Raw genomic sequence first — 16,734 nt, 5'->3', positions numbered from 1 at the left:
TACTTCAGTCATACTTTCTTCGTAATGACATTCAATTTTTTTTTAAAACTGATTAATAATCATGGAAGCAACACGTAAGGCCTCTGTGCCATCATGCAATGTTACAATAGGTTTTGTGTTGTTGTTAATCGCGTCTGCAAAAGTTTCGAGCTCATCTAAAATAGCATTATTACTAGCAATTTCCGGATTGTCGAAATAGATTTGCTTTTTTACCCCTTCAGCATTTTGTAAAATCATATCAAAATCGCCAGGATTCTCTGGTGCATCTTTCATTTTTACGACCTCACATTTCTTTTCAAGAAAATCTACTGAGATATAAGCATCTTTTTGGAAGAAACGTGTTTTACGCATATTCTTTAAAGAAATACGACTTGCGGTAAGGTTTGCAACACAACCGTTTTTAAATTCTATACGTGCGTTAGCAATATCTGGTGTTTCACTTACCACAGAAACACCACTAGCAGAAACATGTTTTACGGGTGATTTTACTACACTTAGAATGATGTCTATATCATGAATCATTAAATCTAAAACCACAGGAACATCTGTACCACGTGGGTTAAATTCTGCCAAACGATGCGTTTCAATAAACATTGGGTTTACTATTTTATCCTTAACCGCAATGAATGCAGGATTAAAACGCTCTACGTGACCAACCTGTCCTTTTACACCATGCTCTGCTACTAAAGTTCTAATGGCTTCAGCTTCTTCAACAGTATTAGTAATAGGTTTTTCAATAAAAATATGTTTACCTTTTTTAATGGCTTGTTTTGCACAATCGTAATGCGAAAGCGTAGGCGTCACAATATCTACAACATCCACAGCTTCAACTAAAGCATCGATAGAGTCGAAGTATTTATAACCGAACTCTTCTTCAACACGTTTTGCATTTTCAGCATCGGCATCATAAAAACCTACCAGCTCATATTTTTTAGACTGATTGAGTAGTCTTAAATGTATTTTACCTAGGTGCCCAGCACCCAAAACACCAGCTTTTAGCATTTTTTCTGTTTTTTTCAAAAATAATTGATTTGAACGAGATATTTAAGAAAGAAAATCTAAAAAAATGAGAATTCAATAATTGAAGATTGCAATTGCATTTTGCCATTGTTTGAAGTAATTTAGCCTGAAACTAAACTAAGATTTGAAAGATACATTTAAGCACAAAGGTATGCGTCAACAACTCGTTGACACTATAGAGAGTAAAGGAATCAAAGATAAAGCCGTATTGAATGCTATAGGTAAAGTTCCTAGACACTTGTTTATGGACTCTGGTTTTATAGACCATGCTTATGTAGATAAGGCGTTTCCTATCGCAGCAGACCAAACGATTTCTCAGCCTTATACTGTAGCTTTTCAAACAGAATTACTGCAAATAAAACCTGGGGATAAAGTTTTGGAAATTGGTACAGGTAGTGGTTACCAGTGCGCTGTGTTAATAGAGCTTGGTGCCAAGGTTTATAGTATAGAACGTCAGCAAGAGCTATTTAAAAAGACTTCTAAATTCTTGCCGAAAATAGGGTATAGGGCCAAAAAACTCATTTTTGGTGATGGCTACAAAGGCTTGCCAAAAGAAGCCCCTTTTGATGGCATCATTGTAACTGCTGGTGCACCATTTGTGCCAAAATCATTGTTGAGCCAATTAGCGATAGAGGGAAGACTTGTAATTCCGGTAGGTGATGATGTACAAATAATGACCCTTTTCATAAGAAAAGGGCCCAAAGAGTTTGAAAAGCATGAGTTAGGTGAATTCCGTTTTGTACCTATGTTAGAAGATAAGAATTAGTTTACAAATTTTCTATAATACTCTTCGCCTTTTACTATAGGCAGGGTTAGTATTGTATTGTGTAACTCAATTGTTAACTCTGTTCCAGGTTTTGGATGAATCGTAAATTCCTGATCACTAGAAAAAATCATCAGACCAATTTGTTGTCCTGCTTTTATAATTTGATCGTCTGGTTGTAAGTCAAAACTAACTGTATAGAATTTGCCTGGAACTAAATCCTCTTCCTTAGAAATTGATTTATGATTTTTGGGATCTGCCCAACCACGAGTTATAATATTATCAGTAATTTTTGAAGTATTATCATCCCAAGGTAAAGATACCAACCAAACACTTAGGTTTGCTGCTGGTTTACTGCTGGATAGCCTAATGCTTACTTTTGGAATACCAGAAATATGAATGTCTTTCTGTAATTTTGGTGATACATAGAGTAATCTATGTCTCGAATTTTGTGCTTTTGCAAGCTCTGTGCCAGAGAATGAAACATCATCAATGAGAGATTCGGTTATTTCGACTTTTGGTTTATCTGGTGTTAGTCCACCTTTTGTATTACCGCCTTCAGTAAGATGTAACACAATGTCTTGAGTATTTGGATTAGGATAATCCTTGTATGCTGTAGGTTGGGAAGGATCGTCATATTCCCTGACGATATAGGCTTTGTTCTCTTCTTTTTCTACTCCATTGTCTACACCATGAAGATATTTGGTAAACCACTTGTTCATCATAGAAATTGGTGGTGGACCTCCATGACCATTTTGATGATAATAAATTTGAGCAGGAAGCCCTTTGTCTTTAGCAGCTTTATAGATTCGGTAACTATGCTCTGGCATTACATTCCAATCATTAAAACCATGAGACATTAATAGTGCGGCTTTCATATTATCCATTTGGTTAAGGTAATCTCTAGCTGCCCACCATTTGTTATAATCGCCAGTCTGACGATCCATATTGTTCATCATGTCAGTATCTCGAACAGTCTTGTTGTTGTAAGCTCGTTTGTCTTCATCTCCGCTATGAATAAAATCGTAAAGTACGTCGATATCTTCTCCTAGATAACCACCTGGAGAACGAACCAAACCATTAGAACGGTAATAATGATAATAGGATGTGTTAGGTGCAACAGGGATGATAACTTCTAAGCCCTCAACACCAGTAGTTGCAGCAGCTAATGGTAACGTGCCATTATAAGATGTACCTGTCATACCCACTTTTCCGGTAGACCAATAGGCTTTTATTTCTTCTTTACCATCACGTTCTGTATAACCTTTTGCTCTACCACACAACCAATCAATAACCGCTTTTGGAGCTAACGATTCATTATTACCACCAACCGTCGGAGCTCCATCAGAATAACCGGTTCCTGGTGAAGATGAGTGTACTACAATATAACCACGAGGCACCCAATCTTTAATAAGTGAATATGAAATCATGGGTCTTGGTGCAGCACGTCTTTTGACTTCAGGATGCGTTCTTTCTTTTGATTTTTCACCAAGTTCTCGTTTTACATCCCACATAATACCAGGTACGTCACCAGCTACACCAGCAAAATAAGGACTTGTGTTATATATAATAGGGAGCTTTAAACCTTCTGTGTCAGTTTGATCTGGTCTGGTTACTGACACATGCATTCTATCCAACTCACCATCACCATCAGTATCAAACTCCGTTTCTACCCAAAGATCGTGATGTACCCATTTCTCTGGATTGTTAAAAGCTTCAACTATTTGAGCTTCACCGTCTTTAAATATTGGAGTAGCTTTTTCCGTTGTTTCTTGAGCAAAGCTTAGGGTAGATACAGCTAATGCTATTAATAAGAATGAATAGGATTTGAATGTTTTTAGCATGATGTTGTTTTTTCTTTTAATAAAAATAAGGTTAATTCTTTGGTAAATAACCCTCAGGGATTGGGTTTTCTTTGGTTTCTTGCATCCAGTAAATATTGATAATCCACCAACGCTCACCATCATTTAGTAATTGAATGCTATTAATACCTCTCATAAAAGGTTTTTCATCATCTTTATTTTTAAATGATTCATAAGTACTAAACACTTGGGTGATATTTCCAAAAGTTTGTACCTCTCTGTTGATTTCAACTTCATGAAATCCGTTTTCAACCAACCATTTTCCTGAGCTATTAATATAATCATCAGGCGTCATATAGCGTGCAATTTGCTTGCCTTCTCTATTCTTACCTGTTGGAATTAACTTTGCGTTATTGTGAAACAAATATTTAAATAAATCCCAATCGCGTTCAAAACCTTTATCACCAGAAATGATAGAATATAGGGTTTCAATGGTGCTGTCTAACGTAGCTACATTTTTGCTGTAGTCTTTTTTTCCTTCTTGGGCAGAAAGACTTAAAGTAAGAATGGAAAATAGAGTTAAAAGTAATTTCTTCATCTTAATGGTCGTTAATTTTATGGATTCCTGCCTCACTTCGACAAGCTCAGTACAGGTCGCAGAAATGACAATTTTGTAAAATTAAAAGAATTTCAAGCCAAATAAAATAGCATCTCCTTGAAATCCTCCTTGGTACGAGCGAATATAATCAAACCTTAAGAAACGCCATTTTCCCCAACCAATATTATCAATACCAATTGTGAATTCTTGATAAGGGTTGTTGTCTGGCGTTGCTAAGTTATGCGCACCTACGATAAGGTTGAAATTCAATTTATTTAAACCTGGAATTTTTCCCAAAATAAAACCGTTAAAATCGTGCTCTGCATGCATTTCTAAATAGCTATTATTGGTGCTTAAGTCATAATAGCCTAAGTTGTTAAACACGTTTGTATAATTACCACGTCTGCTGACGTTAATTTGATTGCCATTAAAGTGTTGAAAATCCATAAAGGCAATGTTGTCTGCATTAAAGAATTTGCCAGCTCTAATATTATAACTAAAACGACCTTTGTCCGCTACATTAAAACTTTGGTACACCCTAGCTTTAATTTGGTCAAAATTGTAATCATCAATGGTAGAAGCAAATCCTTTTTCATAACTCAATACTAAAGTTGGATATTTCTCTGATCTAATATTGAACTTGCTATCTGGATAACTTAGGTACTTTTGTCCAAAATTGATTTGACCTGTTATGTTAAACTTAACAATGTTATGGTTTTCAAAAGGAGCATCTGTACTTGAAGGGTCTATAGGATTGTTGCTAATGTATTCCTGATCTGCTCTTGGATAAAACGTTTGGTCTGTTGTGTTAAACAATGCTGTACGGTTTTCATAAGAAATATCAGAATAAAGACTAAAGCCGTTAAACAGTTCTTCGGAATAATTAAGTTGAATAAAACGACGCTCATAGAGTTTCATGTAGTTTTCCTCAAAAAACAAAGAGGCTATGGTATTACCAATGGGTGAAATAGGATTTGCAGGATTAAACTGTTCTACCTTTATTCCGCCAGATAAGGTTAGAAAACGTCTATTGGTATTGTTGAATTTATATCTCAACGACCCAGTTGCACGTAGGCGATCATCCGAAAATCCATATTGTATACTTGCATTAGCATTAAAGTAACGTCTAAATTCATCTAATTGCTTTGTGTAAAATAGATCTAACTGTGTAGTAAATCCTTGTACCGTATTAAACTGAACTCCTCCGATAGGAATATCGAATCCAAGGCTATACTTTTTATAAGAGTTATTATAAGTGTAGCCTAAAACATCACCTAACTTAAATTTGTTTTTTACTCGGTCTACAGAATCTAAGTAGGTTTTAGATTCGCGTACGATCTGAATACTGTCTTTTTTAATATAATCTTTACTTTCTTCAGAAGTAAGAGGGACAGGTCGTATTTGTTTCCAGAATAAAGAGTCTTTTTTATTGGCTTCATTTTCAAAAGAGACAAGCTCTGCACCAAAATCTTTTTGGCTGAGGTTAGTGTTAAACTCATAATTACTATAAACTGCGGTAAAGCGACCATCTCCTTTAATCCCAAAAATACCATATTTAAAGTCGATACTCTGAGATATTAAAGCCCATAGATCATTATTTTTAGAGTACGAAAAACTTTGCTTAAGTGAGATAATATCTGCAGCAGGAATTCTGGCTTGAGTTCCTGTAATATCTAATTCAATAGCATAAAGCGTCCATTGATCTTCAACAATATAAATGGTGCCTGAAAAAACAGGATCGTTTTGGCGCTTAGGAATCACATTGATTTTATTGATGAGGTTGCCATGTTCATCATAAAAAATACCTTCTAACTTATAACGGTAGTAACTAAAGGCATTGTTGGCAATAGGTGAGACGTTTTCCCCACCAAAAGTTACGACATTATTATAAAAATTAAAGTAAACATCTTGTGCGTTATTAAAGCTAAAGCCATTGTCATCACCGCTTACTTTTGATGCAGTTATTTTTTCCTTTAGTTGATTAGGCCTTAAATACTGTATTTTCGAAATGGTTTCGGAAAGATAAATGATGCCGCTTCGTGTTGAGTCTAATCCACCTCCCAAATCACCAATATCCTGACCTAAAATTTTTTCTGGTGCATCTTTAATTCTGATTAATCCACGAGAGTAAAAATCTGCTTTAAACGATTGAATTTTTTCGAGATTTTCTTTGCGTTTGGCTATGGTTTGCCTAATAATAGCATTGGCTGGGTTTTCCTCTGATTCAACTACAACCTCATTAAGAGAAACAGACTCTTCTTCTAAAGTTATATCTATATTGAAAGGAAAGGTGGTAATGTCTACTGTTTTCTTCACCGTCTTATAGCCTAAATAAGTGTAAACGATGGTGTATGCTTTTGTTTCTGAAACCGAAAGTTCATAGTAGCCATCATCGTTACTCGTCGTGCCTTTGTAAGTGTTTTCTATGAGAATGTTTACAAAGGGAAGTGGTTCTCCTTTGGTATTGGTAATGGTTCCTGTAATTTGAGCAGATGCTAAAGTGCAAAATGTTATTGATAAGAAAAGAAGTAATTGTTTTTTCATAAATATTGATCGATGGTTAAACCTAGACATAATTTATCTTACAAAAAATATGCATTTATATTTATAGACGAAATTTAATCAAAAATGGTTGCCTACAATTGTATCAAACATAGGCTAAAATTGATTGCATAAAGGTTATAACAATCCTAAAATTATTGAAAACTTTTCTTAATGCGGTCTAGATTACGCTTACTGTCACGATCTTTAATGGTTTCGCGCTTGTCGTAAAGTTTTTTACCTTTTCCTAAGGCTATTTCTAATTTTGCTAAACCCTTATCATTAATAAATAAACGAAGCGGAATAATAGCATTTCCTTTAATGTTAACTTCTTTTTCAAGTTTTTTAAGTTCGCGTTTATTGAGCAATAATTTGCGCTCAGCTTTAGGTTTATGGTTGTAGTAGTTGCCAAAGGCATACTCTTCTATGGTCATATTAACGACAAAGAGTTCGCCACGGTCATTAAATTCGCAAAAACTTTCGGCAATTGAAGCTTTACTGGCTCTTATAGACTTTATTTCTGTGCCAGTTAGAACAATTCCAGCCGTGTACTTATCTAGTATTTCGTACTGAAACTTTGCCTTTTTGTTAAGTATGTTTACCTTTTTTTGCATGGTTGGCAAAGATACTAAGAAAGTAACAAGAACAAAGCAGAAAAGTATGAAGTACATTTATTGTAAACTATTAATTAGTTTTACGACTTCAAACAACTAAACAAATAGCATGAAATATTTATACTTAGTTCTTTTTGGATTAATGCTCTTTAATTGTAAGCAGGAAAAACAAGTTGTAAATCTTACAGCTGATGAAATCATTACAAAATCTATTGAGAAAGCAGGGGGGAAGGCTTTTGATAATTCTGTTATTCGATTCGATTTCAGGGATAAATACTATGTGGCTAGACGTGATAAAGGCCAGTTTTCATTGATTCGAATTTATAAAGATGGAAATGATTCTGTTTTTGATTTACTTACCAATAACAATTTTGATCGTTTTATAAATAATAGTCGTGTTATTTTAGAAGATAGTTTAAAAGTAAATTTCTCGGCTTCTGTAAATTCGGTACACTATTTTTCGGTCTTACCTTATGGGTTAAATGCCGAAGCTGTAAATAAAACTTCATTAGGTGAAGAGCAAATTAAAGGAAAGGACTACTATAAAATAAAAGTGACTTTTAGTGCTGATGGAGGTGGTGAAGATTATGAGGATGTTTTTGTGTATTGGATTGACAAAGAGTATTTCAAAATAGGTTATTTAGCGTATTCGTATAATGAGGATAATGATGTTGGTTTACGTTTTAGAGAAGCCTATAACCAACGATTTGTAAATGGATTACGCTTTGTAGATTACAATAATTATAAGACTGAAAATCGTAATGTTGAACTATTTGATTTAGGAAAGGCTTTTGAAGAAAACAAGTTAAAATTATTGTCTAAAATTGAATTAAAAAATATTGAAGTAGAATTATTAAATCAATAAAACAGAAAAGGTGTTTCTACATAATTAAAAACACCTTTTCTGTTTTATAAATAAGAATCACTTATCGACCTAGATAACCACCATCAACCGGAATAATAGTTCCGGTAACATAATCGCTTGCAGAAGAGGCTAAAAAGACAGTAAGTCCTTTCAAGTCTTCACCAGTTCCCCAGCGTTTCATAGGTACTCGCATAAAGACCTCATCTGTTCTTTTTTTGTCATTAATGATACCAGCATTTAATTGTGTATCCATATATCCTGGGGCAATGGCATTAACACAAATACCTTTTGCAGCTAAATCATTAGATAAAGCTTTAGTTAACTGGCCAACACCACCTTTTGACGCTGCATAAGCAGGTATTGTTATACCTCCTAAAAAACTCATTAATGAAGCCACGTTTATAATCTTACCTCCATTGTTTTCGAGCATGGTATTGGCAGCATATTTACAGAAATAGAAAGTTGCATCTAAGTTAATGGCTATAACCTTGCTCCATTCTTCCTCAGGAAATTGCTCACTTGGATATCTGCGTTGTATACCAGCAGAGTTGACTAAAATATCAAGTTTACCACCAAGAATTTCTAAAGCTATTTTGTAAGAGCTTTGTACCTCTTCAATTTTGCTAATGTCTGCTTTAACAGCTTCAACATTGAGATTATCTTTTTTAAAGTCCTCACAAAAATGATACATTCTGTCATCAATATCTATGATAACAACTTGGGCTCCAGCTTCTGCTAAAGCCTCTACCATTGCTTTGCCTAGGTCTCCAGCTCCTCCTACAACAATAGCTTTTTTGTTTTCTAAACTAAATTTTTCTAAAACATTAATACTCATTTTTGGTTGATTGATTAGGGTTATTATAGTTAGTGATGACTGTACTCATCCGTATTCCATAAATTTGTCCATTCTAAGACCATATCTTCCCCATTTTCATCTCGAATGTCTAATATGTTTTGAATATCTAAAATGGTTTGGTTGGTTTCTGCTACTGAATCTGAAACCGTATAAATTCTGAAAAGTACTTGTCTTTCTGTACCGATCATAGCAGGTAACACTTCGTCTCCTTCCTTAAATCGTTCTACTACAAAAATTACATTCTTATGATTTTTAAGCTCTTCTAAACCTTTTATGGATGTAATTTTGCCAGCTTTTAAAAGCACCCAAACAGAACAAGCTTTTTTACCACGTAGCATATAGTCATTTTGCTCAGCAAAATTTTCATCACCAAATACACCTGTTAAAGCAAAATTTATAAGCATTTTTCTGTGGTCAAATCCGTTGATGTGGGCTAAAGCAATATGTGGAGCTTCACCCTGTAATCTAAATCCAGGATCATAACTGTAAAAAATTCCATTTTCAACAAAAAATTGAACGTTTAAAACACCATTTTTTACGCCAGTTGCTTTAAATAATTCACATAATTTAGGATGAACAGTCTCTACGAATTTTTTAGTAAGTTTTGAGGGATATAACGTTGCTAAACCTATTGGACTTGAATTTCCTTGTAATCTGGTTAATGTTCTATCGTATATAGCAGATAAATATGGCACTCCATCTTTAAAAGTGTAATAAGCTGCCATATCGTGACAACTAGAGTCCATATATTTTTCAACTAAGACAACCCCTTTCTTAGAGAATTTTAGAACATTTTTTACGGTTTCGTTATAATCTTCTTCATCTCTACAGATTTTCATGCCAACACCTCCGCCACTATCTACGGGTTTTACCATTAATGGTAGATCTACGTTTTTAGGTTTTCTTATAGGTTCACCCTTTTTAAGATAGATTCCAGGTATATCTAGTACATCATATTCTTCACAATAACGTTTATATCCATCTTTGCTGCAAAAAGCTTCAATAGTACCATCTGTTGCATAACAAGGAAGGCCAAGTCTGTCACAAATTTCTTTATATGGTTTAACTAAAATGTCAGCAACACCCACAAGTACGGCATCTACACGTCTTTCTTTTGCAATGTTCACAATACCATCAATATCAAAGCCATCTATATCATAGGTTTCTGCAGCAAACTTTTTAGCAGGTGCATCAGGATTAGGGTCTATAACAATAGTGTGTAATCCCATATTATTGGCAAATTCTACTAAAACACCAGTTTCTGGATTACCACCAAGTATAATTATTTTCTTCATTGTTGTTAATTTTAAGGGTTTTAAACTTTTTGGGAGAGGGAATTATTTGCTTTTTGATTGAATATAAAATTTTCATCATAGCCTAAATCTTTTAGAAGGCTATTGATTTTTGTTTGATCTGTATTTGTTTTAACAATTTTAGATTGGTCAATACCCATCAATTCTAATTCTTCTTTCAATGATTTGTGAATCGAAGGGTTAATTGTAGCTATTATTAAATAATCAAACTCATTATTGTAAATACTGCTAATAGGATTAACCGTATTATCGCCAATTTTTAAATCGTGATAATCTACATCTATCCATTTTATGATTTTAAAATAATTGGTTTTTAAATTGGTAGATAAAATATGCTGACCGAAGGATCCTGAACTATAAACTACAACTTTAGAACCTTTTTCTGTTTTTAAAAATGGATTAAACCAAGTATCATTTTGTTCATTGTATATAAGCCCGCCAGATCTTACCAAAATTTGAGAATAGAGGTAATAGGTAATCTGGGTATTTAAATTTTGTTCATCTAATACATTGCTTAGTTTGGTTTTAAGGAAATTCATCAAAAGTCCAAGTCTGTAGTATTCTGTCTTCGGATTTTCGACTGACTTTACTATAGAGTCATGGCGCTGGCGATAATAATAAAGTGGTATTTTACTGACAACTACTCTTTTTGAAAGTGCTAAGTAAGAATACGTAATTGCCGCATCCTCACCCATAACAATATCATTAGGAACATCGTATAAAACGTTCTCGAGGAGTTCTCTTTTGAATAGTTTATTCCAAACATAAGTAGACATGCCATGTTCGCAAAACTCACCATTAAAAATGGCTTTAGGTAAAACTTCGGATTTAATTTTAGAATTATCATAAAAACCAGGATTTTTTGGTTTTATGGTTTCGATTTTACCATCAAACTCTCTAAAATGACCAGTTACAACTAAATCAGCATCATTGGCTATAGCTAATTTGTATAAGGTGTCTAGATAAAAGTGGTCTACCCAATCATCACCATCTACGTAGGCAATATGAGTTCCTTTGGCGGCTTCCAGGCCAGCTTTTCTGGCTGATAAAAGACCACCATTGGGTTTGTGTATGACTTTTATTCTGCTGTCCGTTTTTGCATAATTATCACATATTTCTGGACAATTATCAGGACTGCCATCGTCAACTAATATTAATTCAAAGTCTTTAAAGGATTGCTCTAAAAGACTTTCGACACATTTTGCCAAGTATTTTTCTATACCATAAATAGGGACAATTACACTGATTTTTATAGAATTCATACTATTATCTTAATTTATTTCCACGTAAAATAATCCACTACCATTATTATTGCTAGGCTCTTCAACATTTTTTGCTGTTGTGATGTATAGGTTTGATTTATCATCAAAGCAACACGATGTTACATTAGTAAATGGAAGGTTTATTTCATTAATTTTATTTCCTGTTGTAGGATTCCATTGCGACACACAAGCACCACCCCATTCTGCAACCCATAGCATACCATCTTTGTCTATATACATTCCGTCAGGACTTCCATCTCCATTAAATTCTATAACGTAATCAACAAACTCAACATTTCCTGTTTCAATATCATAATTGTATTTAGCTACTTTTTTAGTTGGTGTATCAATAAAATAGAGTGTTTTGTTATCGGCTGTAAAAGCTAAACCATTAGAAATGGTTGTGTTCTTTATAATAATTTTAGATTCTCCATTTTTATAAGAGTACACATTTCCAATTCCGTTAATGACTTCTGGATAACCCATTGTACCAATAATATATCTACCTGCTGCATCTTCTATACCATCATTGTAGCGTACATTATTGGAGATATCTATTTGAAATTTAAAACTAGATTTCAGAGTATTAAAATCTATTTCATAAAATCCATTTTTTGAAGCCACTAGAACCACCTTTTTAGAAATCAGGTAAACATTACTGGTCGGTGAATCTAACTTTATGCTTAAAATTTCTTTGGTAATAGGATTATAGCAATATACCAAGCAATCTAAGATTGAAACAAAATATAATAGCTGGTGTTTCGAATCGAAAATTGGACCTTCAAAAAGATCGGCAGATTGGGAGAAGTAAATTAAGTGTTTTGTCATTACATGTTTCTTAAATAAATTCTCCGCCAGTTACTCTCATAATTGACCCTGTTGTCATTGCAGAATCATCGGATATAAAATACATTACTGCAGGTATAGGATCATTAGGCGTAAGCATTCTTCCCATAGGGATGACCTCACTTGCTTCGCTTTTTAATTGCTCTTCGCTTATACCTTCTTGTTCTCGCAGTTGAAGCTCACCTTCTGTGCTGGTCCATCCCATTACTAAATAATTAGATCTAATACCATATTTAGCATAATGATGGGCAATATGAGTAGAAAGGGTATACAATGTTCCCTTTGTTAAGGCATATGCTGTGCGGTCTTCTTGACCATAATCCATATGAGCTGAACCAAAGAACACAACAGAACCACCTTTTTGTTCTATCATAGACCTTAAAACATGCTTCAATAAAAAATATGGCGCTTTTAGGTTAACATTGAATACCTTGTCATAAGTATCCTCATCAGTATCAATTAATGAAGCTACAGGTGTAATACCTGCGTAGAGAATTAGTGCATCAATTTTTTTGAAGCGCTTTAAGGTTTCTTTACAATAGTCTTCGATACCATCAATCGAAGTAAGATCAATTTTATGAAAGTATAACTTGTCTTTGTTATTAGAGGATTCTATAATTTTTTGAGCGTCTTTAGTATCTCTACCACAAAAAGCTACATTATATCCTTTTTTTAAGCTGGCCTTAAGTATTTCTTTTCCAACACCTTTGGTGCCACCTAATATCATTACTGTTTTCATAAATAGATATTCAATCCTTACAAATTAATGTTCTCAAAACTAGTTATTTATTTTTAGAAATTAATTTTTTTATCTGTGTATTGATACTATTTACGGTAAATAGGTAAAACGCAAAAATATGGGTTAAATAGAGGTGTGTTTTTATTCAATTTTTAGAAGTGTGGAACTCTTGGTATTATCAGAAATAGTTACAATGTAAAGATTGGAATTGTTGCTTTCGTTAATTTGATCGTATTTTTTATCATTTAGTAAAGCATTAGTTAACATAGGTGTAGTATTACTATGCCCAACAACTAAAACGGTTTTTCCTTTAGTTTCCTTGTTGAAATCATCAAGCTTAAAATTTCTAGGGTCATAAAAGGTTATATCTATATTGTTTGCTTTGGCCGTAGGTTCTGCAGTTTCTTTAGTTCTGTTGTAGTTGGTAGAGTAGATCATGTCAAATTTTGTGTTACTAAAAACCTTAGTCCAATTTTCTGCACGTTTTTTGCCCTCTTCTGATAGATGAGGATCTTTATTGGTTTTGTCTGATTCATCCTTTTCTGCATGTCTAATAAGATAGTATGTTGTTGGTTTTTGCTCTTCTTTAAACTTTTCTTCAAAAGGGCCTTCCCAAATTACTTGTTCAATCATCCATTTCCCATCATCTTTTGAAAGGAGTACATAATCCAAACCCCAAAATCCAGTAACTTTTGCAGAAGCGATATGATTACTTACCTCTAATACTTTAACACTACGCATCTTTGTTTCGGTAGTTATTCTACCTTTTTCTTTGAAGCCTTGCGCCATTTTAAGCGCATTTTTGTATGTTAACTGTTCATAATATTCATATTCACCAGTATCCTTATTTTTCCAATAACCAAACTTATATAATCTCGGTTTTAGGGCAGCTTTGAGTTTAAGCGTATCTCCTTGGTAAAAACCGTCAATGTAATTGTTTAAGGTAGTTTCAATTTGTTCTTTGTCAGAGCTTTCTTGTGCTGATAGGTTAATGAATAAAAAAAGTGATAGCGCAACAAATAGAGATTTCATTTTTGAGATTGATAAGTTAATATCCTCAAAAATAGACTAGAAAAACTTTTTTACTTCTAAAAGTTTGTTAAATGAATTTAAGCTAATTCTAGTGCAATCTCTATCATTTGCTTAAATGTGGTCTCACGTTCTTTGCTTGTAGTTTTTTCACCTGTAACAAGAGAATCTGAAATAGTTAGAATTGCTAACGCATTAACATTATGTTTTGCGGCAACTGTGTAAAGACCAGCAGCTTCCATCTCTACGCAAAGCACACCAAATTTAGACCACTTTTTATAGGACTCGATATTGTCTTCATAAAATTCGTCTGATGATAAAACATTACCAGCATGGATTGAAATATTCTTTGCTTCAGCTGCTTTTACAGCCTTTAAGAACAAACCAAAATCGGCTGTAGGAGCATAGTCTGCACCACCAAAACGCAATTCGTTGACACCAGATGTAGACGATGCAGCCATTGCTAAAACAACATCTCTAATTTTAACATGCTTTTGATAAGAACCTGCGCTACCGACTCTAATTAGGTTTTTTACACCAAAGTCCTTAATGAGTTCATTGGCATAAATGGAAATACTAGGAATGCCCATACCAGTTCCCATTGCAGAGATGCGTTTGCCTTTATGAGTTCCTGTGTAGCCATACATACCCCTAACTTCATTAAAACAGATTGGGTTTTCAAAAAATGTTTCAGCGATCCATCTAGCTCTTAGCGGATCGCCTGGTAATAAAATAGTTTCTGCTATATCGCCGTTCTTGGCGCCAATATGTACACTCATGCTGTAAAGTTAAGCAAAGTGTTTTAAACTAATACGAAGAATTTGATGTTTGATTGGTCATCATTGCAACACCTGAAGATGCACCAATTCTTTGGACGCCCACTTCAATGTACTTTAGAGCGGTTTCAGCATCTCTAATACCACCAGAAGCTTTAATCTTTAATTGGTCTTTTACAGTTTTCTTCATGATTTTAACAGCGGTAAGGGTAGCTCCACTTTTAGAAAAACCTGTAGACGTCTTTACAAAATCAGCCTTGGCATCGATACAAATTTCACAAGCCTTAACAATCTCATTTTTGGAAAGTTCACTTATTTCTAAAATAACTTTTAGAGGAGTAAGACCAATAGCACGTTTTACATCACTAATATCCTTTAAAACAGCAACATAATTTTTGCTCTTTAGTCGGCCAATATTCATTACCATATCAATTTCAGAAGCGCCTTGTTCTATAGCTTTTTTGGCTTCAAAAACCTTAGCTTCTGTAGACATGGCTCCTAGTGGAAAGCCTACCACTGTACATACCTTTACATCAGAACGTCCCAAAGCCTGTTTCGCAATTGGTACATAGCAACTATTAACACACACAGAGTAAAAATTATATTTTAAAGCTTCTGCACAAAGTTTAAGAATATCCGTTTCAGTTGCTGAGGGACTCAATAGGGTATGGTCTATATATCTGTTTAATTCCATGTATTAATAAGTAGGGTTTATTTAATAATTATCTACAGTAATCCCAATGTTTTAGAGGGAAAACTACAACAAGTTTAAATTTATCTTAAATAAGGTTGGAATTAAATAGCTCGACAAAATTAGTAATAAATCCGTTAAAATGCACTAAATAAATTAAAATTAATTGTGCATTTCATCGAAAAAAATCTTTTAAATTATAATTGCTTCTAATTGAACAGCTTGAATTTGATGGGTGCTTTTTATTAACGAACTGAAACTTAAGTTTACATGATATTTATCAGTATTTGTGGATTTTTAAGCATTTATTTTTGTATGAAATTAAAATATTTTAACATGAAAAGCATACTATTATTTATTTTATTATTAGGATTTACAATTAACCTAAATGCACAAGATACAGATGCTACTGAAGATTATAACAAGTGGCAAGTAAGATTAAGACTAATTAGTATAGTTCCTAATGAATCTGCTAATATAGAGGCCATTGGTGGTGATGTGGACATTAGCACGGCTTTTGTTCCAGAATTAGACTTTACTTACTTTTTTTCTAAGAATTGGGCGGCTGAATTAATATTAGGTACAGCTAAGCATAATGTAGAGGCTGTTGAAACTGCGGCAGGAGATATAGATCTAGGTCATGTGTGGTTATTGCCTCCAACATTAACCCTACAGTATCATTTTTATAGTGGTGATTTTAAACCCTATTTAGGTGCTGGTGTAAATTATACTATATTTTATGGTATTGACGAAGGGCCTGTTGCTGATGATGTTGATTATGATAGTAGTTTTGGACTTGCATTTCAAGGCGGTATAGATTATAACCTTAATGATAAGTGGTTTTTGAATCTTGATGCTAAATATATTTTCATAAATACTGATGCTACTGTTGATGCCACTTCTGCTTTAGGAGCAACAGTTGGGGCAGATGTAGATATAAATCCTTTGGTAATTGGTCTTGGTGTTGGTATGAAGTTTTAAATTGCAACAATTATGTGAAAAAAAAAGAGCCTTATAAA

General features: G+C 33.7%; 16 protein-coding genes. 3 read left to right on the top strand and 13 right to left on the bottom strand.

Annotated features, from left to right (window positions below; genetic code table 11):
• Positions 1-42 precede the first annotated feature (42 nt).
• Positions 43-1,002 carry a Gfo/Idh/MocA family protein gene (locus ACPX19_RS14430; protein WP_426432463.1) on the bottom strand — a complete coding sequence of 320 codons (960 nt, stop codon included), beginning with the start codon at positions 1,000-1,002 and terminating at the stop codon, positions 43-45.
• Positions 1,003-1,144: 142 nt separating this feature from the next.
• Here ACPX19_RS14430 and ACPX19_RS14425 point away from each other — a divergent pair, with 142 nt between their 5' ends.
• Entirely contained in the window at positions 1,145-1,786 is a 642-nt protein-coding gene (locus ACPX19_RS14425; protein ID WP_426430738.1) for a protein-L-isoaspartate(D-aspartate) O-methyltransferase, read from the top strand.
• On the opposite strand, the gene ACPX19_RS14420 is transcribed toward ACPX19_RS14425, so the two are convergent.
• From ACPX19_RS14420 to smpB, 4 genes are all read right to left on the bottom strand, one after another.
• Positions 1,783-3,627 carry a Xaa-Pro dipeptidyl-peptidase gene (locus ACPX19_RS14420; RefSeq protein WP_426430737.1) on the bottom strand — a complete coding sequence of 615 codons (1,845 nt, stop codon included), beginning with the start codon at positions 3,625-3,627 and terminating at the stop codon, positions 1,783-1,785. The two genes, ACPX19_RS14425 and ACPX19_RS14420, sit on opposite strands and share 4 nt — an antisense overlap.
• A gap of 31 nt (positions 3,628-3,658) precedes the next feature.
• Positions 3,659-4,183, bottom strand: coding sequence for a hypothetical protein (locus ACPX19_RS14415; protein ID WP_426430736.1), 525 nt, complete (start codon positions 4,181-4,183; stop codon positions 3,659-3,661).
• An 81-nt stretch (positions 4,184-4,264) separates the two neighbouring features.
• Complete coding sequence (locus tag ACPX19_RS14410) at positions 4,265-6,727, bottom strand: DUF5686 and carboxypeptidase regulatory-like domain-containing protein (protein WP_426430735.1); 2,463 nt, start codon at positions 6,725-6,727, stop codon at positions 4,265-4,267.
• A 152-nt stretch (positions 6,728-6,879) separates the two neighbouring features.
• Positions 6,880-7,338, bottom strand: coding sequence for an SsrA-binding protein SmpB (gene smpB / locus ACPX19_RS14405; RefSeq protein WP_426430734.1), 459 nt, complete (start codon positions 7,336-7,338; stop codon positions 6,880-6,882).
• Between the two features lie 109 nt (positions 7,339-7,447).
• Between smpB and ACPX19_RS14400 the strand changes: the two genes are divergently transcribed.
• A complete protein-coding gene (locus tag ACPX19_RS14400) occupies positions 7,448-8,203 on the top strand; it encodes a DUF6503 family protein (protein ID WP_426430733.1) in 756 nt (251 codons plus the stop codon).
• Positions 8,204-8,264: 61 nt separating this feature from the next.
• On the opposite strand, the gene ACPX19_RS14395 is transcribed toward ACPX19_RS14400, so the two are convergent.
• From ACPX19_RS14395 to deoC, 8 genes are all read right to left on the bottom strand, one after another.
• Positions 8,265-9,038 carry an SDR family oxidoreductase gene (locus tag ACPX19_RS14395; protein WP_426430732.1) on the bottom strand — a complete coding sequence of 258 codons (774 nt, stop codon included), beginning with the start codon at positions 9,036-9,038 and terminating at the stop codon, positions 8,265-8,267.
• 29 nt (positions 9,039-9,067) lie between these two features.
• Positions 9,068-10,354 carry a carbamoyl-phosphate-synthetase gene (locus tag ACPX19_RS14390; protein ID WP_426430731.1) on the bottom strand — a complete coding sequence of 429 codons (1,287 nt, stop codon included), beginning with the start codon at positions 10,352-10,354 and terminating at the stop codon, positions 9,068-9,070.
• A 20-nt stretch (positions 10,355-10,374) separates the two neighbouring features.
• Positions 10,375-11,634 (bottom strand): glycosyltransferase family 2 protein, encoded by a 1,260-nt coding sequence (locus ACPX19_RS14385; protein WP_426430730.1) that lies wholly within the window; start codon positions 11,632-11,634, stop codon positions 10,375-10,377.
• Positions 11,635-11,643: 9 nt separating this feature from the next.
• Positions 11,644-12,462, bottom strand: a complete 819-nt coding sequence (locus ACPX19_RS14380; protein ID WP_426430729.1) for an SMP-30/gluconolactonase/LRE family protein — start codon at positions 12,460-12,462, stop codon at positions 11,644-11,646.
• 10 nt (positions 12,463-12,472) lie between these two features.
• Positions 12,473-13,219 (bottom strand): SDR family NAD(P)-dependent oxidoreductase, encoded by a 747-nt coding sequence (locus ACPX19_RS14375; RefSeq protein WP_426430728.1) that lies wholly within the window; start codon positions 13,217-13,219, stop codon positions 12,473-12,475.
• A gap of 141 nt (positions 13,220-13,360) precedes the next feature.
• The gene (locus tag ACPX19_RS14370; RefSeq protein ID WP_426430727.1) at positions 13,361-14,251 is read right to left on the bottom strand and encodes a histidine phosphatase family protein; all 891 of its coding nucleotides are present in this window, start codon (positions 14,249-14,251) and stop codon (positions 13,361-13,363) included.
• A 77-nt stretch (positions 14,252-14,328) separates the two neighbouring features.
• A complete protein-coding gene (deoD, locus tag ACPX19_RS14365) occupies positions 14,329-15,027 on the bottom strand; it encodes a purine-nucleoside phosphorylase (protein ID WP_426430726.1) in 699 nt (232 codons plus the stop codon).
• Between the two features lie 28 nt (positions 15,028-15,055).
• Positions 15,056-15,718, bottom strand: a complete 663-nt coding sequence (deoC, locus tag ACPX19_RS14360) for a deoxyribose-phosphate aldolase (RefSeq protein WP_426430725.1) — start codon at positions 15,716-15,718, stop codon at positions 15,056-15,058.
• A 333-nt stretch (positions 15,719-16,051) separates the two neighbouring features.
• On the opposite strand from deoC, the gene ACPX19_RS14355 reads away from it, so the two are divergent.
• Positions 16,052-16,696, top strand: a complete 645-nt coding sequence (locus ACPX19_RS14355) for an OmpW/AlkL family protein (protein ID WP_426430724.1) — start codon at positions 16,052-16,054, stop codon at positions 16,694-16,696.
• Positions 16,697-16,734 lie beyond the last annotated feature (38 nt).

The organism is Winogradskyella sp. HB-48 (assembly GCF_049942685.1).
Taxonomy (GTDB): domain Bacteria; phylum Bacteroidota; class Bacteroidia; order Flavobacteriales; family Flavobacteriaceae; genus Winogradskyella.
This window is presented reverse-complemented; position numbering and strand designations above follow the sequence as displayed.